Genomic DNA, 24,648 nt, shown 5'->3' with positions numbered 1-24,648 from the left:
TCCGCGTGGCTACCGCAACGCGACCGTGCGACATAGTCATCAGACAGATTGTATTTAATTTTGGCGGTCACATCTGGTTCGGAGACTCCGTCGAGTTACTCGGTTGATGAGGACGAGAAATGACGACCGCCGTCGCGTCCGATCCGGCCTCCCCTCTACGACGGCAGCGCGGGTCGAGGCCAGTACAGGGACTCGGCACCGGAACTCGTCCGTCCGTAGTAACCAGATAGTACCGAGAAACACCGTAATAGATTGTCAGGCAATCGGGAACAGCCAGGAAGAATAACAAGGGTACTTTCGTTATGCAGTCCCGGATGGCGGAACAATCGGGAGGGAGCCGCGGGATCACCGTCCGATCTAGCGCGGTCTAGACGGCATCCCGGAAGAGGGACGTTCTGCTAGAGTGGTGAGCCCGTAGTCCGGCGCAGAGTCTGTCCGGTAGGTTCTAGCGCGGTTCCCGTGCACTCGCCACGGAAACAGCTCGCTGCTAGATCCCGTAACCGAACCTCGAAGGGACTCGGGTGACGGCACTGCCGTGATTCATCGAGGGGACGCCCGGTCGCCGGCCCGGGTTCGATCCGGACTGAGCCACCGCCGGCTCCGAGGATCGATTCGTTCCCTTCGTTCGAGAAAACCGCCCAAGAATCGAGGTGGGCCCGGAACCGAGGTTACTCCCGCACCGGTTCCGACGAGGCCGTCTTCGCGTTTTCGCTGGAGGCCGACTCGCCGGACTCCTCCTTGAGTTCGTTGAGTTCCTGTTCGACCTGCCTGCGCCCCTTCTTGAATTCGCCCATCGCTTCTCCGGTCGACCTGGCGAGCTTCGGGATTTTCTGCGCCCCGAACAGCATGATCGCCAGCGCCAGAATGATCATCATCTCCTGCGTCCCTGGCATGCCTATCTGGGCAACTGGAACTTGCGGCATACTCGCGAATTTGTGAGTGGATCATATAATCTTTTTGCGAGTTAGTATCAGACGCCGATTTTCCGCCCAGTCAGGTGGATACGTCAGCCGATGTCGAACGGGCGAGTCTAGTAACCCTAGGCGAAACATTTGAAACGCTCTGTACGGAAACGGTGGGTATGCCATCGTGTGACAAGTGTGATGCATCGTTCGAGTCGGAGGACGACTACCGCCTCCACCGCCGGGAGGCCCACGGAGAGGACGTCGGACCGATCGAGGGACCGCCCCGAGAGAACCGGCTCGGGAGCCGCGTCCCTGGTAGCACGCGGTCACTCGCCTTCGGGGTCGTCTTCTTGCTGTCAGTCGCGGTCACGATCTACGTGACCATGTTCATGGGGCAGGGAGGTGCGAACCAGGTAGCACTCCCCGAGCACGGGAACGACACGATCGTATCGCAGGTACAGACCGAACAGGCCACGAGTATAGAGCACGTCCCGGAAGACGCGGACGTCAATTACTCCACCGTCCCGCCGACCGGCGGCCGACACTACTCGTCGACCGTCAGTGCGGGCGTGTACTCCGACCCGCAATCCTACGGCGCGCTCGTCCACTCGCTAGAACACGGCGCCGTCGTGGTCTATTACGATCCGAGTCAGCTCTCGGCCGACGAGAGAGAGAACCTGGAGAGCTACGCGAACGCGTATCAAGACCCCTGGCAGAGTTTCATCGCCGTCCCGAACCCGCAGGCGGACCCGGACGCAGCGTACGTGCTGACTGCGTGGGAGAAACGGCTCACGATGGACGAGTACGATCCCGCGACAGTCCGTGCGTTCACCGCCGAATACCTCGGACGCGGACCGGAGAATCCGGTTCGATAAGTGACCTCGTCCGGGGACGCGTTCGTCTGAACACGGGGTAAGACCGGTACCTCGTCGTGCGTAGCGGAGCGGCGGTGCGTGCTAGATCGATTGCAACACCGGGTGGCGCTGTCGTCCTCGGGTCCTAGTGCGCCAGAAAACCCATCAAGGGCGACGGCGTCTATCGAAATGCCGGACCTGCAATCCTTCGGTACCGGCACGTGATCCGGCGTTGTGCCGGACAGTCCGTGTCCCCTTCCCCTGGGGGGACACGTTACAGTCGGCTACCGGGAAGCACTGTCCGACCCAGTTTCGGTACCCCATCGCTGGTATCTGTAAACGGTACGTCTCGATCAGGTTCGTCTCTAGACGAACGCAAGCTGCTGCGCCGCGGTTCGGGTCGCCGGAGAGCGGTAGTGCACTCAGTAGCCGACCGAGAGCGGGTCCGTCGCTACCTGGCGGATCCGTCGTAGAGTCGCTCGGTAAGCAACAACGTCGGGAAAAGAGTACACGACCGACTCCACTTCGATAGCATTCCGTCACACGTGCGCGATGAATACGACTGGCTGCTCCAGCACAGCAGCGTAGCTATCTCTCGAAATTTCTGAAATACGGGGTCGGTTTAGAGGGGGGTTCGCGTTTTCTTGCTCCGAGGAGACTATAGTAGAAATCGAAACTATTCACCCATCGAGGGGCACCCCGGGCGCCCCTCGAGTGTGTCAGTGCGTTCAATCTCTACTATAGCTAGTATCTAGTGGAGATCAGTCAAGCGATCGCGACCAGGTGTTTCGGAACTGGACTCGACTACCGTCTTCCTGGAGCCGGAGCGGTAGTTCCGACGCGTGGTCCTCGTACTCACCGAGCGAGCCGTCAGCGTTCGGCCCTTCGACGAAGAGTCGCGTCTGCACAGTAACGCCGTTAAGCAGGACAGTGGCCTGTGCTTCCTGGACGAGCTCGCCGTCTTCGAACCGTGGCCCCTGCCAGACGATATCGAGCTGCTGCCATTCACCAGGTCTCCGGACTGCGTCGTGATGTGGTGCGGCCTGATCGACGTACGCACCGGCCCACGCGTCGGCGTCGACGCCGTTCATGAAGGTGTCGAGGATCTGTATTTCGTACTCGCCCAGCACTAGGGCACCGCTGGCCCCTCGATCGAGGCCGTCTCCTTCGACGTCCGTCGGAACACGGTATTCAATGTGGAACTGTGCGTCGCCGAACGACCTCGTGGTCTGGATATCACCGGTTCCCGGTTCGACTTCGACGTAGTCACCCTTCTCGTTCCATCCTGGCTCGCCACCATCAGTGCTCTCCCATGCGCTAAGATCACCACCGTCAATCAGCATCTCGGCATCGCCCGGCGCTTCACCAGTCGTGCCTGTCCCGCCAGGGGAAATCAGCTCAGGGTCCTCCCAGTCGCCACCGGCGGTATCGTATTCCGGCATTGCATCGGGATCCTCGATCTCGACGGGATCCTCGGGGAGATCGCGATACCAGATGTTCCGGAAGCGAACCACGTCTTGGTCACGACCGTGGTCCTGCAGGTAGAAGGGGAGTTCCTCGAGGAGCTCGCCGTCGTCGCCCTGAGGATGTCCGTTGTCCGCGAAGAAGTCCCGAATGTCCTTCCACCAGTTGGGACCGGGAATATCGTTGTGGACCTGAACTGCCACGCCGTTAAAGAACAGCGTCACCTGTGGATACCGAACCAGTTCGCCGTCTTCAGAGCGTGGACCTCGCCAGATTATGTCGAACTCTTGCCATTCGCCGGGCGGTCGAATCGGGAGAACGAGCGGTGCACTGCCCCCGTCGCCGTCGTCGTCCTCGTCGGTCGCTAGGTAAAACGACCCGGCGTACCCGCTCGGGTAGGTCGGGTTGTCGTGGCTCTGGAGGATCTGGAACTCGTAGGACTCCATCATGAACAGGCCGCTGTTTCCTGGTCCCTGACCGTTCTGGAGCCCGTCGAATTCCTCGGGGATCTGCCACTCGAGATGGAGGTGCACGTCGCCCAGCGCCTCCTTGGGCTGGATGCCCCCGGTTCCGAGATTGGTCCTGAAGTAATCGTAGCCGTCATCGTCGTCTTCGGCGCCGTGTTCAGTCCACTCGGCGTCTCGACCATCGAGGTGTTGCCAGTCGTCGAGAGTGGCACTGTCGCCGTCCCAGAGGATCGTCGCATCGGACGGTGGGTCTCCGCTAAGTCCCCCATCACCAGGTACGACACGTGACGGCCACTCCTCAGAGGGCACGCCGGCCCGATGGCGAGGACCGTTCCAGCGTTCGAGGAATTCGGCGCCGGTGTAGAGGGACTCGACCGGTTCGGGTGCGCCGTCGTATTCGTAGATGAGGTAGTCGACGTCTGCAGCGCCTCGGGCGACGTTCGCGAGGGCTTTCATGTCGACGTCTCCCTCGCCGATCTCGGTGAAGCCCCCATCCTCGGTCATATCCTTCATGTGCAGCGACCGGATCTCGTCGCTGTGTCTATTGAGGACGGCGACCGGATCGGCACCGCCGACGAGCGCCCAGCCGACGTCCAGCTGCAGGTGGACGTTGTCGTTGACGTGTTCGGCGAAGATGTCGAACCCGTAGCGCCCGTCGATCGTCTGGAACTCCTGATCGTGGTTGTGGTAGCCGAACTCCATCCCCGCTTCGGCGACTCTGTCAGCGACCTCGTTGACCCGTTCTGCCCACTCGATAATCGACTCCTTGCTCTCCCAGGTGCCACCGCCTTTGTAGGCGTGAATGAGCGCGTCGGCACCGAACTGGGAGTACGTCTCGATCGTTTCCTCGAAGTCGTCTTCGAGTTGCTCGATGCCCACGTGTGCGCTAGAGAGTTCCAGCCCAGTCTCCTCGAGCGCCGTGGCGACCGCTTCCTCGTCGTCGATGTAAAACGGTTCGACGGCGTCGTAGCCGGCGTTGGCAGATTCGTAGATGAGCTCTGCGACCGACAGGTCGGAGTTGTTGTACGTCCAGAACTGCGTGGAAATCGGGATCTCGGCTTGACCCCCTTGAGAGCGGTCTTTACTGTTGCCCCGTCCTTGTGCCTGTGCGAGTCCCGAAATCGAACTACCGAGTCCGACGGCTCCGAGCCCTTTGAGCACGTTTCGTCGGTTCATCGAGCGACTCCTGCTGCTCTTCTCGTCCGAATGCATCTGATCTAGTTCCTTCATGGGTACACGTAATCTGCAACACTCTTGGACGAGTGCTGTCGCCATTGTTTGGCCGATCTGGCGTTAGTTAGTTGCCCTATTCCAGTCAGTGTAGTCATGAGTAGTCCAATGAACTATGAAGTCATTTATATACCAGGAGCGTATCGCCACCTCGAGAGCGGATCGCGCTCCGTTCGTCCCGGCAGAGCGGACGATACCAGAGTGGGGGAAACTCCGTCTCTATCGTCCGCATGGTCTGGGCTCGGCAGAATAGACGATACTTGCCGATGGATTTTCCAATGGTCTGAGAGCGTAAGTAACCAAAAATTAAATGGTAGTAATATTCGATCTAGTCATAGAGGTGTTAACGAATGGACCTATCGCGACGACAGATCCTCGGGGCGGGGATCGCGTTCGCTGGTGGAGGTGTTAGCTTCGTCTTCGTCGGCGATGACGCGAGCGATCCCGAGGACGCGAACGACACGGGTAGTGATGGCGGGGCGAAGGCCCCGCCGACGGAGACGACAGCCGGCGGCTCGGCGGCAACCGTGACCGAGATCGCTCCCGAGGAAGCGACAGAGACGGTCACAGAGCCGCCCCCGACGGAGAGCGATACTGACGCGGAGACGCCGTCTCGGACGGAAACCGACACGCCGCCTGCCGACGACGGCGACCACGGATCGTCGGCTCCCGAAGACGACGACAACGCTGATGCAGGCGGTGGAGGCGGAGGTGACGAAACGGACACGTCGGACGAGGGGGCCACCCCGACGTCGACGCCGAGAGACACCGACACGCCGACGGCCACTGAACCACCAGCCGGTACCGACACGCCGACGGCCACTGAACCACCAGCCGGTACCGACACGCCGACGGACACACCGCCGTCGACTGACACGGACACACCGACAGTGACCGAAACGGCAACGGCTACCGAACCGCCGACCGATACCGAGACGACGGAGACGGAGACGGCCACGCCGTCGCCGGAGCCGACGGAGACGTCGGGTGATCAGACGTGTAGCATATCCGATTACGAACAGACGCCGTCCGGGGTTTAGGTGTACCCTTCTGTCCAGAAAACCATCCCAGTTCAGCCCGGACTGGGGCCTTCTCGAAAGGGCGGGGGTGTCGGTGGACTCCCGCTCTGACCGCCTTTCGTGACAGGCGTACGTTCGCATTCGCGTCCTCCGCTCGCAGTGAAAACAGATGGTTCCCGGCGGCCCGTCGTACACCGGAGCGTTCTCCGCTCGGGACCACGTGGGCCATGACGGTGGTCACTCCTCCTCGGTTTCGTAGGGCTCGCCGACCGCTGCGGGCACCCGCGTGTACCCGAACAGCGTCAGGACGACGAGCACGGCGAGGTAGGGGAACAGGCCGGTAATGCTCCCCGGTAAGGCGATACCGATCGTCTGTAACTGGATCTGGAGCATGTCCATCGCGCCGAACAGCAGCGAGGCGAAGAAGGTCCCGATCGGGTTGTAGTTGCCGAACAGGTAGGCGACGATGGCGATCCACCCGCGGCCGTTGACCATCGTCACGCCGGTCCCGGTGAACCCACTGCTGAGGCCAACCGAGAGCACGGCACCCGCCAGTCCGGCCATCGCACCGGAGAAGATCACCGTGGCGTAGCGGACGCGGTTGACGTTGACGCCCGCCGTGTCCAGCGCCTCCGGGTTCTCGCCGGCCGCCTGGATCCAGTACCCGTACCGGGTCCGGTAGAGGACGATCCAGGCCAGCACCGTCAGGACGACGGTGAGCATGACGAGCGGCGAGGCGTCGAACAGCAACCGGCCGACGACCGGCAGCTCGACGAGTCCCGGAATGACGACGTTGTTCACGTTCTTGAGCGTGGGGCTGGAGACCCCGCCCCAGAGGACTGTGGCGCCGAACGGACCGAAGCCGAGGCCGATGAACCACACGGCGAGGCCCGCGACGATCTGGTCGGCCTTGTACCGAATCGTCAGGACCGCGAACGCCACCGTCAGCACGGCGGTGAACAGCACGGCGACGAGGATGGCGAGCCACAGGTCCATCTGCGAGATCGGCGCGTCGCCCGAGATCAGCCACGCCGCTGCGGCCGCGGTCAGCGCGCCGAAGATCATGAACCCCTCGAGGCCGATGTTGAAGACCCCGCTCTTCTCGGCGTACAACCCGCCGATGGCTGCGAGCGCGATCGGCATCGCCGCCTGGAATGACCGCTGGATCATGCCGACGGTCAGCAGTCGGGACCCGGGAAGGTCCAGGGCGACGCCGACGGCCACGACCAGCAGGACGACCAGCGCGCCGCTGACGGTGAGTCGGTTCTCGGCGGCGTAGTCGGCGACGCTCATTCGGCGTCACCTCCCAGACCGAGTCGCTTGGCGCTCATCCGGAACAGCTCCGGTGCCGCGACGAACAGGACGATGAGCCCGACGACGCCGTCGACGAGTTCGGCCGGGACGTTGAGCGTGAAGCCGATGTACTGGCCGCCGGCGTCGAGACCGCCGAACAGCAGCGCCGCGGGAACGACGGCGAGCGGGTTGTTCGCCGCGAGCAGACTCACGGCGATTGCGTCGAAACCGAACGTCGGGAACGTCGCGGGATCGCTGTAGTACCCGAGGATCATGATAGCGAAGACGGCGCCGGCCAGGCCGGCGACCATCCCGGAGATCGTCATCGTCGAGACGATCATCCGATCGGCGTCGACGCCGGAGTATGCGGCCGCGGATTCCTGGTGACCGCTGGTCACGAGGTCGTACCCGAAGCTCGTCCGGTTCAAGAAGACGAAGACGACGACCGCCGCCAGGAGTGCGACACCGAGGCCGATGACCGAGAACGAACCACTGTTGAAGACGATTCCCGGGAGAGCCACGGATTCGGGGAAGGACTCGGTGTTCGGCGCGGAGGTCCCCTCCGGGCTGAGGTAGGCGTCGATGAGGAAGTAGACGACGCCGGAGGCGATGAAGTTCAGCATGATGGTCGTGATCACCTCGTTCGCGCCCGCGTACGCCTTCATGAGTCCCGGCAGCGCGGCGTACGCGCCGCCGGCGACGATCGCCGCGATGGTTCCGAGGACCATGAGGACGACGCCGCCGACGGCGCCGCCCGGGAGGACCGGCGCCAGAAAGAGGATCGTCACCGCAGTCGCGAAGCCGCCGACGACGAACTGGCCCTGGACCCCGATGTTGAACACGCCGGCGCGGAAGGCGACAGCGACGGCCACGCCCGTGAGGATGAGCATCGTCGACTGTCGGAGCGTAAACGCGACGTTCGAGCTACTGCCCACCGCGCCGTACACCAGCGCCGAGACGAACGTGACGGCGTCGTAGCCGGTCGCGGTGACGATCACCGAGCCGATCAGCAAGGCGAGCAGCGTCGACGCGATGGCGATAGCGAACCGCTCCAGGACGCTCGCCTCGAGCATCCGATCCGCCATCTGGTCGACGGCCGCCCGCGTGCGGTCTAGCGCGGCGCTCACGGCTGGACCTCCTCTTCCTCTGCGTCGGACTCGGACGCTCCGCGGCCGGCCATCATGAGGCCGATCTCGGACTCCGTCACGTCGTCGGGATCGACGACGTCGACGAACTCGCCCTCGTACATCACGGCCAGGCGGTCCGAGAGCTTCTGGATCTCGTCGAGCTTCGAGGAGACCAGCAGGACGCCCAAGCCGGCGTCGCGCATGTCGACCAGGCGGTTGTGGATGAACTCGATCGAACCGATGTCGACTCCACGGGTCGGGTGCGAGGCGACGACGAGGTCTGGATCGCGTTCCAGTTCGCGCCCGACGACGAACTTCTGCTGGTTACCACCGGACAGTGACGCCGCGTCGGCGTCCGGATTTGGCGGTTGAACGTCGTACGCCTCGATGACGTCCGCGGCGTGCTCGCGCACGGTGCTCCAGTCGATGAACCCGCCCTCGACGTACGGCTCGATAGTCTGGTTCCCGAGGAGGGCGTTACGGACGAGGTTGTAGTCCTGAACGAGGCCTTCTTCCTGGCGGTCCTCCGGGATGTAGGCGATACCCGACTCGATGCGCTCGCGCCGACTCATATCCTGGAAGTCCTCGCCCTGGAACGTGACCGTCCCGGACTCGGCAGACCTGAGACCGGTGATCGCCTCGACGAGTTCGGCCTGACCGTTCCCGTCGACGCCGGCGATACCGAGCACTTCACCCGATCGGACGGTGAGATCGACGCCGCTGACCTGTTCGATGTCGCGGTCGTCGCGGACGCGCAGGTCCTGCGTCTCGAGGATCACGTCGCCGGGCTCGGTCGTGCGCTCCTCGGTGTCGAACAGGACGTCACGTCCGACCATCATGCGGGCGAGTTCCTGCTCGGTGGTCTCGTCGGCGTCGACGGTACCGACGGACTTCCCGTCGCGCAGGACTGTGATTCTGTCGGCGGCCGTCATCGCCTCCTCGAGCTTGTGGGTGATGAAGATAAGTGATCGACCGTCTTCGGTCAGTTCCTCCATCACATCGTATAGCTCCTCGACCTCCTGGGGAGTGAGCACGGCGGTCGGCTCGTCGAGGATCAGCACGTCGGCCCCGCGGTAGAGGCTCTTGACGATCTCGACGTGTTGCTGGACGCCGACGCCGAGTTCCTCGACGGGCGCGTCGAGGTACTGATCGACGTCGAACCCGTAGGTGTCACAGACCTCGCGGATGCGATCGCGGGCGTCGTCCTCGTCGACGAGCCCGGCGTCGGTCGGTTCGTGGCCCAGGATGACGTTCTGGACGACGGTCATCGTGTCGATCAGCTGGAAGTGCTGATGTATCATCCCGACACCGGCGTCGATGGCGTCCCGAGGAGAGTCGAACTGCTGGGGCTCGCCGTCGATCCGGATCGTCCCGCCGTCGGAATCGTAGAGGCCGTAGAGGATACTCATCAACGTCGTCTTGCCCGCGCCGTTCTCGCCGACGAGCGCGTGGACCGTCCCGCTGTCGACCGTGAGGTCCACGCCGTCGTTGGCGACGACGTCACCGAACCGCTTGGTGATGCCGTCGAGTTCGACCGCGGGTGCCGTTGTGTCGCTCATTGGTGGTGAGTGTCGTCGTTTCGGAAAACCGGTTCGGTGACCGGTCAGTCAGTTGTTGCAGCCACTCGCGCTACAGGGGACCGAGATGTCGCCGTCGACGATTCCCTGCTTCGCCTCGTCCAGGTTCTCCTGAACCACGTCGGGCAGCTGATCGCCGACGGTATCGCCGAGCACCATAGCGACGGCGTCCTCTTCGAGCCCGAGGACGTTCCGGCCGTTGACCTCGCTCCAGTTGTCCTGAGCGACCGCGGACGCCACCATCCGGGTGCCCTCGTTGATCCGCTTGATCGCCGAGCCCATGATGACGTCCTGGTAGTCCGGCAGCGTCACGGACTGATCGGCGTCGACGCCGATTGCGAACCGGCTGGCGTCCTGGGCAGCCTGGAAGACGCCACGTCCCGCGGCCGCGGCCGCGTGATAGACGATGTCCGCGCCGGCGTCGTACTGCGAGGAGGCGATGTTCGACGCCGTTTGCGTGTCGTTGTAGTTCCCGATGTAGCCGACCTGGACGTTGACATCCTCGTTGACCCACTCAGCGCCCGCGACGTACGCGCGCTCGAAGGCGTTGATGAGTGCACCGTCGACGCCACCGACGAAGCCGACCGTGGCGTTGTCGGGATTGAGCGAGTTACCCTCGTGAGAGAACTCGCGGGTCGTCATCGTGCCGGCGAGCACGCCCGCCTGGAACGACATCTCGTGGTTGGCCCAGATGTAGCCCGCCACGTTGTCCTGATCGATGTGGTCGTTGATCAGCATCCATCGCTGGTCCGAGTACTGCTGGGCGTTCTCCTGCAGAGCCTGCGTGTGCTGGTAACCGACCATCACGATCAGGTCGTAATCGGGATTGGAGCTCTCGGCCAGCCGCGACTGAACGGTCCCGTAGTTGGCCTGGTTCGTCTCCTCGACCTGCTGGAGTTCGATGTTGTGTTCCTCTGCGGCGGACTGGAGTCCCTGCCACGCGAGGTCGTTGAACGCCTGGTCACCGAAGCCCGCCGGACTGGAGATGATCGCGATGTTCGTCGCCTCTCCCGAGTCCCCGCCCGACGTCGTGGTTTCCGTGGTCGACTCGTCGGTCGTCTCACCGTCGCCGCCGCCCTCTGTCTCGTCCGTTTCAGTGGGAGTGTCTCCGGAACCCCCGTCCCCCGAACAGCCGGCGAATAGTCCGCCCAGAGCGACGCCAGCACCTGATCGAAGCACGGTACGCCTGTCGATGTCGCTCGCCGTCAGCTTGCGAGCGTACTCTCGGCCAGATTTGGTAGTCTGGTCTGAATCGGAGCTCATAGCCATCTTGCCGGTGTCATTCAAGGACTATAAAGCATTGCGAACTTACGCCTCGATGGGAGGACAGAACCGCCCTCTCGGCCGATAACACGGTCCCGGCGGTCGGATCGGGAGAACGCACGCACTGTCTACCGCCAGTCTAGTCGGACTGTTCGTCACTTACGACGAGCGTACATCGTTCGTAACCGCTGTCAACCTCCGTTTCAACTGTTCTACCGGCGCTCGTTGCCCGATTGGTCCGTATCGTGGAGGTGTGACTTCGACGAGCTGTGGCCGATCCTGTTCCGCGCGCGGCTCTAGCGCCCGCTAGAAGATGCTGCGATCGCGGGGCCGACCGGTCCGCCGGGGTTCGATGTCCGGCAGATAGCCTCCGAGACGAACCACCGAACGCCTATCGCAGTTCCAGCAAGACGAGCCACCAAACGCCCATCGCAGTTCCAGCAGAAACGTGAACGGCTCACCCAGGGTCCGACGTGCAGCGCGATTCCGCGCTGACCGGACCAACTTGCACTACACCACCCCGAATCGGTACCGGACTCCGGTTCGACCGCGCGCCTTGCGACCGTTCGACCTATAGTAGAAATTGAACGCACTGACACACTCGAGGGGCACCCTGGGTGTCCCTCGATGTGTAACTAGTTTGGCTCTGGTGAATCGCTAGACGGCGTCGGCTTCGACCGTCAGAACGAGGAAAGTGAAGCGGGAAACCGTCGATGCCTATGTCGAAAATTTCCCGCTTCACGAGCAAAGTCGTTCAGTTAGCTAAAAATGCTGTTGGTGGGCGAGGCGAAGTCGCCGCCCCCGAAGGGGGTGGCGGCTTCGCCGAGTATGCGGTAGTGTCGCTGCACTGTCTGCGGGTTTACCTGGAAAAATCCTACCGAGAAGCACTCGATTTGCTGAGTGAGATGCCACAAATACTCGGGGAGATCGGCCTCAACGCGGCCGATCTTCCCGACCACTCCACGCTAGTCAAGTGGTTTGACAGAATCAAGACAGCGCTCTGGCGAGTACTGCTGCGCCTCTCGGCGCAGCTGCACGAGCCAAGCGGTCACGCCGCCATCGACGCGACGTTCTTCGACCGCGAAACCGCCAGCAAACACTACTGCCGCCGGACGAATTACCGCGTCCAGACGCTCAAAACGACTGCGCTCGTCGACACAGAAAGCCACGCGATTCTGGACGTTCACTGTACGACCGAGAAACGCCACGACACACAGCTCGGCTGGCAGGTCGCCCGCCGCAACGCGGGCGACCTGGCCAGCCTCGCTGCAGACAAAGGCTACGACTGGATGGAATTACGCGAGAAACTCCGCGATGAGGGCGTGAGACCACTGATCAAACACCGCGAGTTCCGGCCCATCGATCACGCGCACAACGCGCGGATCGATGGGCCTCGCTACCGCCAACGATCGACGTGTGAAACCGTCTTCTCGACGATCAAGCGCACGCTCGGCGACGCCGTGCGTGCGCGAGCGTGGTTTCGGGAGTTCCGCGAAATCGTCCTGAAATGTGTCGTTCACAACATCAAGCGAGCCGTGACACCGTGAAATCAAGCTACGTCTGGCGATTCACCACGGCCAACTAGTTTCAATTTCTACTATAGCACCGTTCAGGCATTGATCATCATCTCTAGCAGCCGTCGCTCCTCGTCTTCGGTGATGTAGTTGGCTTCCATGCAGGCGTGCGTGACTTTGTGTCTGAGCTCGGGATCGATGTCGACGGATTCCGACGTGTCAGAGACCAGTCGATCACACGTCTCGCTGATCGACTCCAGTTGCTGAACGATGTCGTCGACGTCGTCAGCCGCGTCAGTGGCCGCTCCGACGCCGCGTTCCCCATCACTGGTTGATTGAGGACCACCCAGGACAGCCTCGGCGAACGCCTGGCGATTCTCCCAGTCGAAACCGTCGATGTTGTTCACTCGGACGCTTATCGTCGGACTGGTGACGTCGAGGCGGTCAGCCAGTTCCCGCTGGGTCGCATTCGGGTGTTCCCTGATCGCGCGCATCGTTTCCCGTTGCTTCGGCGTCAACTCCTCCGGATCTGGATAGCAGTCTTCCGCGTTAGCCCCAGCCTGTAGCGTCTCCTCTGCCCCGTCCACGACCTGTCGCTGTCCGATCGAGTCCGGTACTGCCGGATGATCTGTTGAATTACTCATGGGTCCCCTGGTACAGGGGAGAGACACTCACCACCTACATAAAAAAATATTGCTACTATCCAACACTGAACACGGGCAATTATCGACGGTCTCCGATCGAGTGGCGTCGGCCGGCACCCCGGATTCAGAGTCGGAAGACGCGATATACTGGTTGATAGCGTCTGGCTTCGGCGTTTAGTTACGCCTATGCGAAGCGGAAGGTATCGCCTTTCAATCCGTATCGGACAGCTACATCTGTCGGTCTGGATCGTAAACGTTCCATAATTTTAATACATAGTACCACCATGACTGGACAATAGTTGAATGAGTCAGAGTGCATCCGCGATCAGAGAGTCGGTCTCCTCTGGTGAGAACGTGCTCGTACTCGCACCCGAGTTCGGTGCCACGGAGTCGTCGATCTGTATGGACCTGCTGACGCTCGCACCGCCGAGCGAAGAGGCGGTCCTCGAGGTAACGGTCACGCAGTTGCCCGGAGATCGAGTTCGACAGTGGGAAGAGCACGCCGACGTGCCGCCCGCGGCAGCGACGGTGATCAACATCGGTACGTCTACGCGGTCGGCCTCGTCCGGCCCGACGACGGAGGATCCCCCAGGTGCGTGTGAAAAACCCTCGATCAGGACCGTGTCGTCGCCGTCTAACCTCACCAGACTCGGCATCGAAATCACGGAGGCGGTCGACGAATTAACCGACACGGACGCCGAGCAGCAACTCGCCGTCTGTTTCCACTCGCTGACACCCCTGCTCCAGTACGTCTCCCAGGAAGACCTCTTCAAGTTCGTCCATCTCGTTACCGAGCGATTCACGCAGGCTGGAGCGATCGCGCACTTCCACATGGACCCGACGGTCCACGACGAGCAAACAATCGCGATGTTCCGCCAGCTCGTAGACGGCGTCCTCGAGCGCGACGGTGGCGAGTGGCAGTTCAGGGCCCGGTGACGAGGAACGCTTCGATGCCGATATCCACGGGTGTCCCGAACGACGTTCATCTCTCGTCGGCCACTTCGGTGTGGCATCTCCGGCGGCGCGCCAGCCCTGTAACAGCGTCCGCCTCTGTCGGCCGTGACCAGCGACCTGTCCCAGACCTGTCTAGCATTACCACCACCTACAGCTAATTTATGCTACGTCGTTAATTATTTAGTTGCCTAAACACAACTGACTGTCGCCGGGGTCGTCCCAGCCCGGACGATCTGCCTTGTGATGGCAACCCAGGTGGTCTGTGCGATCGTGTGCACGACACGCGGGTGACAACACTGCAGGCCTCGAACGGGAGTCACCTGTCTGCCTGTCACCCCGGCATCCCCCCACTACCCCCCTTCGAAAGGCGGCCCGGTCAGTACTGGCCGCACCGCCGCGACGCTCAACTCCGAAGCAGCGGCACGAGGTCGGCCGTTCGGGAATACGTCGTATCTCGAGAGCTGTCGCTGGAGATGACCTATTTGTGAGACGGCTATCAACCAATCGACGCCGGGCAAGCGCCCGGTGTGGGACAGCGGACATGGACCCGTCTGGCCGCTAATCTGACAGCAATGGTGGGGGTGGGCGCCCACGTCCACTGCCCCACCGATCGCAGCCGGTCCACAGCGATGGCATCGAAAGGCGGAACGCACGTGGATCGACGAGCCGACCTCCCGTTCCAAGTCGGACTATGGACTATAGTAGAGATTGAACGCACTGACACACTCGAGGAGCACTCGGGGTACCCCTCGATGTGTAACTAGTTTCAATCTCTACTATCGACGAGGTCAGTCCGATTCGCCCGTCCGATCTCAGGGATCGATACGCGCTCCCGTCACAGACGATCGAGCCGTTTCGGCTGGAGCGGTACTGCCAGTACACGACGTACCGATACGCTCTTCGTCGAGGTGCTAGCACGGCGACTCTGCAGTTCGGACTCCAACGCCTGCTTTACACTTCGCAATTACTTATTTATATGAGGATACATAATTGGTGTACTGCCGGATTCGCATCCCCGGCGACAGATAGAGGACCTGTCCCGTCCTTCTGTCAGGGGTGGCACTCGGGGCAGTAGGGCCCTCGGTTACTCATCCTCCCCTCTTCCCGAACCGAATACGGACCTGACGAGAGTCTGGAGGTGGGTGCAGCTCCCGAACGACCTACGAGCGTCCGACGAACCGGTCTATAGTAGCAATTGAACGCAGGGACACACTCGGGGGGCACCCGGGGTGCCCTTCGATGTGTAACTAGTTTCAATTGCTACTATAGCGGCGGAGCTACTTCGGCACTAGACTGAATCGCTAACCGTGAGCGGTACCGGTCTAGTAGCAGGCACCGAGCTCGCCTCACCCACACCGACTGACCGGCCAACTACCGCCTGCCGTGGTTTCTATCTAACTGATCAAAACAGATGGTGTAGTTTTTTTAACAACCGAGTAAATATCTTCCACGCCGGGTGTGGTCCCGGAAGACCCCCTCACGAGATGCGGTAGCTACACCGTGGGCAGAACTCTACGCTCCTTCTACCGCCCTCATCTCAACCGATGCGAGACACTCACCCACAGAACGACGGTCATCGATAGAAGCGTATCTCCCCTGCTCGCAAGTACTACCGCCGCTACTCGCGCGAAACGGGGCACCCAGAAAACCAACTGGGTCGGATCCACGGTGCGACAAGCGTGTCACTGATCGGCGTCTCAGCTGAAGTGTAACAGGTGCTATCATATGTGATATTGTTACGTCAATTATTTGTACGATGGTAGATGACTGGTCATTGCCGGGAGTATCTAGCTCTCGGCTCTCAATGAGGGGGCTATCAACTCGGATCACCTGTGAGGGCACCTTTGCCCTCCGAACCTCGGAACAGAGAACCGTTCCAGACGCCAGTGACCGATCACGGGACTCTCCGTATAGAATCCTCACCCTGTCCAGACTGATCTATCGGTTCTCCTGTCACGGCTCAACGACGATAGTGAGACGGTTAACCGTGTCCCCAGACAGTTGTTGATCCGGGAATAATGGTTTCTGGTCGTCATCTGGCTGCTATTTATTCCACAAACACCAGCTGTGCGCACCATTTGTTACCTATATGTTTCAGTGTGGGAGTATGCTATGTGCCGAGATTGACTGGCCTTGGCAGTGCAGGTGCGAGCTCGGCTCGTTCACCAGTGGACGTATATGGAAGTCGGGGACGGAGATCCGCCCCACTCCCATTACGTCACCGACAGGACCCTGAACTGACGACATTATGACTTGAGATATCAATCCGCCCCGAATGTGCTGGTCGCTTCTCAAGTAAGTACCTCTGCATGATACATTTGGGAAAGATACTTTATACTTGAATATCTACTATTGGGCGCCGGATCTGCCCGGATTCCGGTTTGCGCCTACCCACAGTCCATAGTCCACGGAGCGAGTGCGCTCCGTGGCTGTTTCCGGCACTTCATGGCTACTGGTATTCGAGTGCCCAATAAGAGAAGATTAGAGGTAGCTATCGATTTAATAGATTTACGTAAGGTTGACACCATATATGATGCAGTTTGCCATCCACGAGAGCTGCGATTTTATAGCATTCTTACAGTAGGTGCAGGTGACTCAGCTACCAAGAGCCCTCACTGACGAAGGAAGGACGTATACTCTATAGAATCGCTTACCACTGGCGGGGAGACGTACCTGCCGCAGGTCCGAAACCGATCTCGTTAGTCATTCGATTTCCGTCAACTATGTTAACGATGTACGTTAGTTCATAACGCCATTTAACGACAGTATTGTTCAGTGAAACAGTTAAATACAATCTAATAGAACAGTTGTCTGACACTCCCTCGACTTGTCCGGACTGTGGATCATTACTGAACCACAGAAAGAAGCCACCTGGCGGAATCAACGCCCAGATGAAGATTAGCTGTCCCAAGTGCGACTTCACGAGGACGGTCGACTGATAAATACGTGTCCTGGCCGGTTTATGAACGGGGCATGTCGAATGCTTCGTGGCTTAATTCCGAGGAGGTTCACACCGATCATGGTGGCTCTGGTCACGCGACTACGAGACTAGTGGGACCGGAGACTGTAGCAGGACAAACTGCTACAGCACTCATAGTGACCGCCCCGGAGTTCATCTGGAGATGAAACTCCTCGACAGTGACGCCATCACGACCGCGAATGGACTGTTCTGCTCTGTTGAATCCGATGACGGCAGCGGGATCGGCGGACTAGCCTCAAGCGTTCGAGCAGGAGTCAGCAACAGCTGGCTGTTCGGAATTGACTCTCGCTCTCCGAAACTACCTCCATCGTTCGAAGTTCGCGTGTGAGAATCTATCGCCGCTGGCGCCTGATGACCGTGTACTCACCCTCGATCCCCGCGCTGCCTGCGGATTCAACAGAGCAGACTGTTCAGGATGCCAGCTCCGGTTCCCGTAGCAATCACGACCCACGTGTCAAGTTCTGCAGTAGCCGTTTCGAGCTTCGCTACGACCGAGTAGTAGAAGGCTCTATAGTACTGCCAAGAGGAACTGGCGTTCCTCTGCTTCGGTGAGTTCACCGTCTCCGATAATCGCCCGCACGACGCTGTATATCAGATCCGGGTCTTCGATCACGAGCGTCGGTTCCTCCGTCGCACCTGAGGAATCATTCTCGATGACATTCTCGATCTCATCAAGCCGGGCGCCGATTCTGTCGATCTGTGCCGCGATATCGTCGCTCTCATCCGCTACGTAGGTAGGACTTGGCTGATCTTCGTCCACGATATCGTCGTCTTCGATCGGGGTGCAACCACCTGCGTTGTCGCTCGTGCTGTCTTCGATGACGACGTCGACGAGTTCGTTCCGGTTCTGCCAGTCAAAACCCTCGACGTCGTTGACCCGGTTGCTCACGGTCGCTCGGGAGACACCGAGTTCGGCTGCGATCTCGACCTGTGTCGCCTCGGGCCGCCTCTGGATGACCCGTAACGTTTCGAGCTGCTCTTGGGACAGTTGCGATCGTAGATGAGCGGTGTCCGACGAACTGTCTGATTCTGTCTCGCCACTGACCGTGGACCTGGCACGGCTACTGCTCGCCGACGTCTCTATGCTCTCGGAGTCGGCGGTTGTCGTTCTCTCACCGGGAGTTGCATACGGTGTCGTTCCTCCGTCATTGTCGGCTAATTCGGCAGTCGATGATCCCCCGCCCGATTGATCATTTGCCTTCGAACCATTTTCAGCACCCATTGGTTCGCTGTCAGGATCACCGTATTCGGCCAGGACTTCCTCGACGAGTTCCGTCGAGGCACCGCTGACCTGGTTGGCGATAGCTGTCATCGACGCCTCTGGATTCGCCTCAGCAATATCCAGAATTCGCTTGTGGATAACAGCACGTGGCACCCCACTTGACACTGATTCCGTTTGTTTAGGCATACTTTACTAATCTAGCTTTTGCTTGCCCAACGTATATATATAACAAAGAGTTTCCGCAGGTGTTAACAAAATAAATTCACGGTATTTTCACAACTAACGATCAGACGATAATATCGGGCCTATTTATATTACGCGGCGTCGACGACGACAGCGTAGTTTCGGCCGTCTTCAACCTCCTCAACGAAGGCGAAGTCGCCGTCGAGCTTGTCCAGCAACGCCTCGGTCCCCGTCTTCACGGGGACGAATAAAATTTATATTTACTTTTATACTATATAATTATCATATATATTAAACAGAATATTGGCATCTAACACACTAAATGGGCGCGGTAAAGACTACACTGAACGGCGAGACGAGAGTATCGAAGCAGGATCGGAGGCAGTGGAACATCCAGACGAGTCCTAGCGCGTTGACTGTCAATTCACAGGCAGTACGAGGCGGATGCCCCGACCCTTGAGGTCGGGGAGGAAGCCGACACCAGATGACACAAACCATGTCACTACGGCAGGCCGACTCCCAAACGTATAAGTAACGCCGTCCGTATATGTGAAAACACGGTGGAATACCGTCGTACCGCCGTCATCAAACTCGACACTCCCGAAGGAGCCGACGATTCGCTTCGAGAGACTGTCGAGCAGTTCAAACACTGCGCCAACACCGCGAGCGAATGGTGCTGGCACGGCGACGATGGCTACCACGTCACCTCGAAAGCCAAAGCCGAACGCGCCCTCTACGACCGACTCCGCGACGAAACCGACCTTACCGCGAATCTCGTCCAGAAAGGGATTCGCAGGGCGGTCGAAGCCGTCAAAAGCGGAGTCTCGCGTCTCGAACGCGGTGAGAACACGTCACAACCGCACTTTTCTGCCGATAGCGCGGTCTACGACAAGCGGAGTGCGACGTTCCACCGCGACCACGTTTCCCTCTCGACCGTGGATGGGCGCGTCGAGTGCGACTACATTCTCCCCGACGACTCGGAGACACCGCCAACCAAGTACGTCTCCGACGAGGATTTCGAGTTTCGGATGGCGCACTTACAATACCGAGACGGTGACTGGTATCTCCACGCCTCAATGCGGAAAGTCGAAGCAGACGAGGACCCGCCTGAATCCGAGTCCAAGCACAGAACAGTCCTTGGTGTGGATTTGGGCGTGAACAACCTCGCCGTTGCTTCGACGGGACGATTCTGGTCGGCAGACGAGTTCAACCATTGGCGACGAGAGTACGAGAAACGCCGTGGCTCGCTTCAGCAGTGTGGCTCTCGCCACGCCCACGAAAACATCGAGTCAGTCGGGCAGAAAGAGTACGGACGCTTCGAGATACACCTGCACACGGTGGCGAACGAACTTATCGAGGAGGCCGTCGAGAACGACTGTTCGCACATCGTGTTTGAGGACTTGACCCACATTCGGGAGAATATCCCCGAGGCGACGTGGCAACACGTCTGGGCGTTCCGACGCCTCTACGAGTACGTCGAATACAAAGCCAAAGAACACGGTATCGAAGCCGTACAAGTTGACCCGCGCAATACGTCGAAACGTTGTTCGACGTGTGGGTTTACCCACGACGATAACCGTAACGGAGAGTCGTTCGAGTGTCAGCAGTGCGGATATGAGAACCACGCCGACTACAACGCCTCAAAAAACATCGGTTTGCAGTATCTCTGTCGTCGGCAAAACGCAGACGATGGAGGCGCACCCGTAGATGTGCGCTTGAATCGCGGGACGCTGAACGTGAGCGGGGAGTACGTGCCCCCTGCCTCGGTTGAGGCATAGAACGGGAGTCCACGCGAAAGCCTCGGGGCTTGACCCCGAGGCGATTTACGACCGGTACTGTTCGAGTAGCCATGGTTTGATATCGAGCATCGTGGGATCGTCCGGCGGGGTGAGATCCGGGCTGACAAGGACGGGCCCTTCCTCCGGAGAGGCCGGCGGTAGTCCGTGACTGCCCTGGACGAGGGAAGCGTCGAGCGGTATCAGACTCATGCGGTATCGGAAGCCCAGTTTCTTCTTCGCCAGCGTCAGCCCGGCCGTGAGCTTCGGATACGCGAGCTCGGGATCGAAGAACATCTCCACCGGGTCGTACCCGGGTTTGTCGTGGATCGCGACGCTTCGCGCGTAGTCTGGCGCGCGGTCGTCGTTGAACCAGAAGTAGTAGGTGAACCAGCTGTCCGGTTCAGCCAGCGCGACTAGCTCGCCCGATCGGGGGTGATCGAGCCCGTTTTTGGCCTTCTCAGCGTCGCCCCAGACCTCTCCGACCCCGTCGACATCCTCGAGCAGCGCCTTCACCGTCGACACCCGATCAGGATCTCGGACGTACACGTGCGCCACCTGGTGGTCCGCGACGGCAAACACTTCGGACTGGTGGACGTCGAGTTGCTCACCGAACGGGCCGTCCCGGACGCTCAGCCAGCCCTGCTCGCGAAACAGCCGGTTCAGGTGTATCGGTCGGGAGACCGACGTGATGCCGTACTCCGAGAACAGCACGAGTTTCGTGTCAGTCTCCTCGGCCGCTTCGCGGATCCGTCCGACGTACTCGTCGAGTTTCGTCAGCGCCTCACGGGACTTCGGGTGATCCGGTCCGTGCTTCTGGAACGGGTAGTCGAGTACCGGCAGGTACGTGATCGTGAGATTCGGCTGACGCTCCCGGAGCGTCTTCGCCGTCGCGTCGGCGATCCACTCGGTCGCCGCCGAACCCGACTGAGGCCCCCAGAAGGTGTGGAAGGGGAACTCGCTGAGAGTATCCTTCAGGTCCTCGACGTACGACGCCGGTGCGCCGTGAATGTCGAAGACCTTGTTGCCGTCCGATCCGTACCACGGCTTCGGAATTACCCGGTAGTCGGCAGCGAGCGCTCCCTGACTGAACCAGGCGAAGATCAACGCGGTGGTAAACGAGTCGCCGAATTCCTCCCTGGCGGCCTCGTAGACCGTCTCCCCCTGTATCAATTGACGCGACTGTTGCCAGAGGCGGATCTCCTGGGTGTCGTACAGCCAGCCGTTGGCGACGGCTCCGTGCTGGGAAGGAGGGGTACCGGTCAGTACCGACGCCTGGGGGGTGAGCGTGACTGCCGGTGTGACACCCGTCAACGGTTGCGCGCCGGTCGACCCGCCAGCCTCCGCCAGCGACTGTAGTACAGGCGTGTGTTCACCGATCAGTTCCGGCGTGAGTCCGACGGCATCGATTAGACAGATGCGCTCTGACGTCATGAGTGGTTGTGCGAATAGTCTACAGCTAGGTAGTGACGGTTTCTCACACGGCGCTTCAACAGGGACGATCCGCTAGCGTTGGTCTGCCAATAAGAGGCAGCTGGTCTGCACTCCGTTCTAGTCATAGACCAGTTATTATCATCTGTCCTTATATCGATTCGGACCGATCCAAGGTACTGTTCAGAGACGGACCGAAGAACGAGTCGGACCGATTTCTCGGTGTCCATGCCCGAGATCGACCGCCCCACGAGACCGATAGTAGAAATTGAAACTAGTTACACATCGAGGGGCACCCGGAGTGTCACTCGAGTGTGTCAGTGCATTCAATTTCTACTATAGCGGAGGCCACGAGTGAGAGCTCGTGGAGCGAGAAGCGACACTGCAACCGCTGATGAAACTCAGCATCCATCCGTCTGCGGCCGAATTATAACTTATTAGTACAGTATCAACTCTCTATATCTTTGGCGTCGATCGCTGTCAGACGATCGTCCACAACTGGATGCGGAAGGCCGATATACAGTCCGAGGACGGTAAACCACCGAATCGCGTAGCGCTGGAGGAGACGGTGATTCGACTGGACGATGAACGCCACTGGCTTTGGCGGCGGCCGGGTCCGCGACAGACGAATTCAGCACGTCAGGCTTCATCCGGCGTATACGATCGCACTCACCGAACGGTTTCTCCGCGAACCCCGCGAGAAACGCGACGTCGCCGACGCCCTGTTTCTCGTCGACGGAGCGTCGTGGCTTCAGGCCGTGATCCGCCGCTACAGCCTCCGGTTTCAGCACGTTACTCATGGAAATCGGAACGCTGTCGAACGAGTATTCGAAGGGATAAAACGACGAACAGACCAATTTGTAAACATTTCTACAAGGTCTCAACAGAATCCACCGAACCGCGGCTTCAAGCACTCGCCTGGAATCAGTTGCTCTGAACGATACCGGGGACGAGCAGCTGGCTGGACTCACACGCGGTAGATTACGGTCGAGGAATTCTCCGAGCCAGAGCACGGCACCGACACGATGTCGACATTCACAGTCTGTACATCTCTGTGAAACCGGTTCACATGACCAGAGACCAGTGTTCTTCCGATCGTTGTATTCGGATCGACCGTCCGCTAGTACGGAATGGAACCGAATAGCGATCGGAGCTATAGTAGAAATTGAAACTAGTTACACATCGAGGGGCACCCGGAGTGTCCCTCGAGTGTGTCAGTTCATTCAATTTCTACGATAGTTGACCCTCGTAGTAACACTGGACTGGACACACACACCATCGTTTCAATTGTTCTCGAAGGGGTGCTAGCCACTGAGATTCGAGACGTCGATCGGGTCCAGGGCACGGACGTCGTCCAGTGCGGACAGCACCGTCTCCAGATCGACCGCGAGTTCGTACGCATAGTAGACGCCGCCGGCACGGCCCCGAGTGTGATCGTACCGGTCCAGAACACCGGGCACCGTCAGCATTCACCGTGAAGAAGTCGCAGGCAACGGCCTCTACAACTCCGGCGGTCAACGCTCTCTCGCTCGGTCACCGATCGCAGTTACACACTCCGCCTTCACGGATCTGGTCAGTGACGTGTCGGTGGATTTCGCGGGCCAACCGGTACATCGCATCGGCCTGCTGGCTCGTCGGATGCCGGCCACCGTAGTAGCTGTCCGTCCGGTTGTCGCCGTACAGGTCTTTGAGTTCGCGGGCCAGCCTCCGCGTAAAGAGGCCAAATCGCGCCGCCCGGTCGTAGCAACGGTCGTGCGAGTCCGTCTGGAAGTCGCGCAGTTCATCGCCGCCCTCCGCGATGAGGAACGCCTCCAGCGACCGTTCGACGATACCGAAGCACAGCTCGACGACGGCGGTGTAGTAGCCGCCGCCCCCGATCTCCTCGACGACGGCGAGGAGCCGACACCCTTTGGTGAGCTGCGTCTTCCAGTCGGCGTCCGCGTCGATCGCCGGTTCTCGCGTCGGGATACCGTGGCCCGCCTCGTTGAAGGCGTCGACGGCCGCGTCGAGCGCCTCCCTGACGGCGTTCGGATCACTCATCGGCATCACCGTGCATGACCATCTGGCGGACCGTGTCGAACTCGTCCGTCCGGTGGAGGGCGATACCGTCGCGGAGGATATCGCGCAGATCGTCCGCGTAGTTCGGAACGGCCTGCAGGCCCTCGACGTCGATCTCGAAGGCGTAACGGTCGCCGTCGAACGCTTCCCCTTCGAGGGACTGCCTGACGCGGTTCGCCCGTCGTTGATTGCCCAGCCTGTCCTCGCGCACCAGCACCCAGAGGTCGACGTCGCTGCGGCGGTCGGCCTCGCCGCGGGCGACGCTCCCGTAGAGGACGACGGCGAGGACGCCGGCGAGTTCGTCCAGCAACGCCTCTGTCGCCGCCTTCACGGGGGCGTGGAACTCCGACTGCGGAACCTCGAGGTAAGGGTCGTCCGGACGGGTCAGCCGGTCGCGGTTGATCTGCACGAGCCGACGCGTCCCGTCGCGTTCCTCGACGACGAGGTCGTTGTTGGCGAGGACGTCGACCGTCTTGGTGATCGTCGGCCGCGTGTAGCCGACCGCCTCGGCGACGTCCGTCATCGAGAACGACTCGTCGTGATGCCGCGTCAAAAACAGCAGGACGTCTTCTGTGGCATCGCCCTTTAGCAACCGGCCGTCTCGAACGGGAACGTCGACCGCTATCTGCGTTCTATCAGTAGAAATACCGTTCGATTCCGTTTTCATTGGCAAGGATTACTTTGCAGT

Annotated in this window: 17 protein-coding genes and 1 pseudogene; 6 read left to right on the top strand and 12 right to left on the bottom strand. The window is 60.3% G+C overall.

Features of this window, described 5'->3' with window-relative positions:
- Positions 1-668: 668 nt before the first annotated feature.
- Positions 669-893 (bottom strand): Sec-independent protein translocase subunit TatA/TatB, encoded by a 225-nt coding sequence (locus LCY71_RS05430; RefSeq protein ID WP_308444700.1) that lies wholly within the window; start codon positions 891-893, stop codon positions 669-671.
- Between the two features lie 188 nt (positions 894-1,081).
- On the opposite strand from LCY71_RS05430, the gene LCY71_RS05425 reads away from it, so the two are divergent.
- Positions 1,082-1,780 (top strand): thioredoxin-like domain-containing protein, encoded by a 699-nt coding sequence (locus tag LCY71_RS05425; protein ID WP_225335343.1) that lies wholly within the window; start codon positions 1,082-1,084, stop codon positions 1,778-1,780.
- 740 nt (positions 1,781-2,520) lie between these two features.
- On the opposite strand, the gene LCY71_RS05420 is transcribed toward LCY71_RS05425, so the two are convergent.
- A complete protein-coding gene (locus LCY71_RS05420; protein WP_225335342.1) occupies positions 2,521-4,920 on the bottom strand; it encodes a 3-keto-alpha-glucoside-1,2-lyase-like domain-containing protein in 2,400 nt (799 codons plus the stop codon).
- Between the two features lie 350 nt (positions 4,921-5,270).
- On the opposite strand from LCY71_RS05420, the gene LCY71_RS05415 reads away from it, so the two are divergent.
- A complete protein-coding gene (locus LCY71_RS05415) occupies positions 5,271-5,960 on the top strand; it encodes an MSCRAMM family adhesin SdrC (RefSeq protein WP_225335341.1) in 690 nt (229 codons plus the stop codon).
- Positions 5,961-6,176: 216 nt separating this feature from the next.
- On the opposite strand, the gene LCY71_RS05410 is transcribed toward LCY71_RS05415, so the two are convergent.
- The 4 genes from LCY71_RS05410 to LCY71_RS05395 are packed head-to-tail and all read right to left on the bottom strand — an operon-like array spanning position 6,177 to position 11,199.
- Positions 6,177-7,232 carry an ABC transporter permease gene (locus LCY71_RS05410; RefSeq protein WP_225335340.1) on the bottom strand — a complete coding sequence of 352 codons (1,056 nt, stop codon included), beginning with the start codon at positions 7,230-7,232 and terminating at the stop codon, positions 6,177-6,179.
- Positions 7,229-8,305 (bottom strand): ABC transporter permease, encoded by a 1,077-nt coding sequence (locus tag LCY71_RS05405; RefSeq protein WP_373325153.1) that lies wholly within the window; start codon positions 8,303-8,305, stop codon positions 7,229-7,231. The genes LCY71_RS05410 and LCY71_RS05405 overlap by 4 nt, the downstream gene beginning before the upstream one ends.
- A gap of 50 nt (positions 8,306-8,355) precedes the next feature.
- Positions 8,356-9,918 carry an ABC transporter ATP-binding protein gene (locus tag LCY71_RS05400; protein ID WP_225335338.1) on the bottom strand — a complete coding sequence of 521 codons (1,563 nt, stop codon included), beginning with the start codon at positions 9,916-9,918 and terminating at the stop codon, positions 8,356-8,358.
- A 48-nt stretch (positions 9,919-9,966) separates the two neighbouring features.
- Positions 9,967-11,199 (bottom strand): BMP family lipoprotein, encoded by a 1,233-nt coding sequence (locus LCY71_RS05395; RefSeq protein ID WP_225335337.1) that lies wholly within the window; start codon positions 11,197-11,199, stop codon positions 9,967-9,969.
- Between the two features lie 719 nt (positions 11,200-11,918).
- Between LCY71_RS05395 and LCY71_RS05390 the strand changes: the two genes are divergently transcribed.
- A complete protein-coding gene (locus LCY71_RS05390) occupies positions 11,919-12,746 on the top strand; it encodes an IS5 family transposase (protein ID WP_225333347.1) in 828 nt (275 codons plus the stop codon).
- A 62-nt stretch (positions 12,747-12,808) separates the two neighbouring features.
- On the opposite strand, the gene LCY71_RS05385 is transcribed toward LCY71_RS05390, so the two are convergent.
- Positions 12,809-13,357: a MarR family transcriptional regulator gene (locus tag LCY71_RS05385; protein ID WP_225335336.1), complete on the bottom strand. Its 549-nt coding sequence runs from the start codon at positions 13,355-13,357 to the stop codon at positions 12,809-12,811.
- A gap of 303 nt (positions 13,358-13,660) precedes the next feature.
- Here LCY71_RS05385 and LCY71_RS05380 point away from each other — a divergent pair, with 303 nt between their 5' ends.
- A complete protein-coding gene (locus LCY71_RS05380; RefSeq protein WP_225335335.1) occupies positions 13,661-14,293 on the top strand; it encodes a DUF7504 family protein in 633 nt (210 codons plus the stop codon).
- A gap of 3,506 nt (positions 14,294-17,799) precedes the next feature.
- Here the strand turns inward: LCY71_RS05380 and LCY71_RS05375 are convergent.
- Positions 17,800-18,603, bottom strand: a complete 804-nt coding sequence (locus LCY71_RS05375) for a MarR family transcriptional regulator (RefSeq protein ID WP_225335334.1) — start codon at positions 18,601-18,603, stop codon at positions 17,800-17,802.
- Positions 18,604-19,256: 653 nt separating this feature from the next.
- On the opposite strand from LCY71_RS05375, the gene LCY71_RS05370 reads away from it, so the two are divergent.
- Entirely contained in the window at positions 19,257-20,474 is a 1,218-nt protein-coding gene (locus tag LCY71_RS05370) for an RNA-guided endonuclease InsQ/TnpB family protein (protein ID WP_225335084.1), read from the top strand.
- A gap of 45 nt (positions 20,475-20,519) precedes the next feature.
- Here the strand turns inward: LCY71_RS05370 and LCY71_RS05365 are convergent, their stop codons facing one another.
- Positions 20,520-21,905 carry an alkaline phosphatase family protein gene (locus tag LCY71_RS05365; RefSeq protein ID WP_225335333.1) on the bottom strand — a complete coding sequence of 462 codons (1,386 nt, stop codon included), beginning with the start codon at positions 21,903-21,905 and terminating at the stop codon, positions 20,520-20,522.
- Between the two features lie 361 nt (positions 21,906-22,266).
- Here LCY71_RS05365 and LCY71_RS05360 point away from each other — a divergent pair.
- Positions 22,267-22,839: pseudogene (locus tag LCY71_RS05360) on the top strand (transposase domain-containing protein).
- 367 nt (positions 22,840-23,206) lie between these two features.
- Here the strand turns inward: LCY71_RS05360 and LCY71_RS05355 are convergent.
- From LCY71_RS05355 to LCY71_RS05345, 3 genes are all read right to left on the bottom strand, one after another.
- Complete coding sequence (locus tag LCY71_RS05355; RefSeq protein WP_225335332.1) at positions 23,207-23,371, bottom strand: hypothetical protein; 165 nt, start codon at positions 23,369-23,371, stop codon at positions 23,207-23,209.
- Between the two features lie 64 nt (positions 23,372-23,435).
- Positions 23,436-23,942: a DUF8154 family protein gene (locus LCY71_RS05350; protein WP_225335331.1), complete on the bottom strand. Its 507-nt coding sequence runs from the start codon at positions 23,940-23,942 to the stop codon at positions 23,436-23,438.
- Positions 23,935-24,627, bottom strand: coding sequence for a nucleotidyltransferase domain-containing protein (locus LCY71_RS05345; protein ID WP_225335330.1), 693 nt, complete (start codon positions 24,625-24,627; stop codon positions 23,935-23,937). The genes LCY71_RS05350 and LCY71_RS05345 overlap by 8 nt, the downstream gene beginning before the upstream one ends.
- Positions 24,628-24,648 lie beyond the last annotated feature (21 nt).

This window comes from Halomicrobium urmianum (assembly GCF_020217425.1).
Taxonomy (GTDB): Archaea; Halobacteriota; Halobacteria; order Halobacteriales; family Haloarculaceae; genus Halomicrobium; species Halomicrobium urmianum.
Note: the sequence above shows the minus strand (reverse complement) of the source record. Positions and strands in the feature narration are given on the sequence as shown.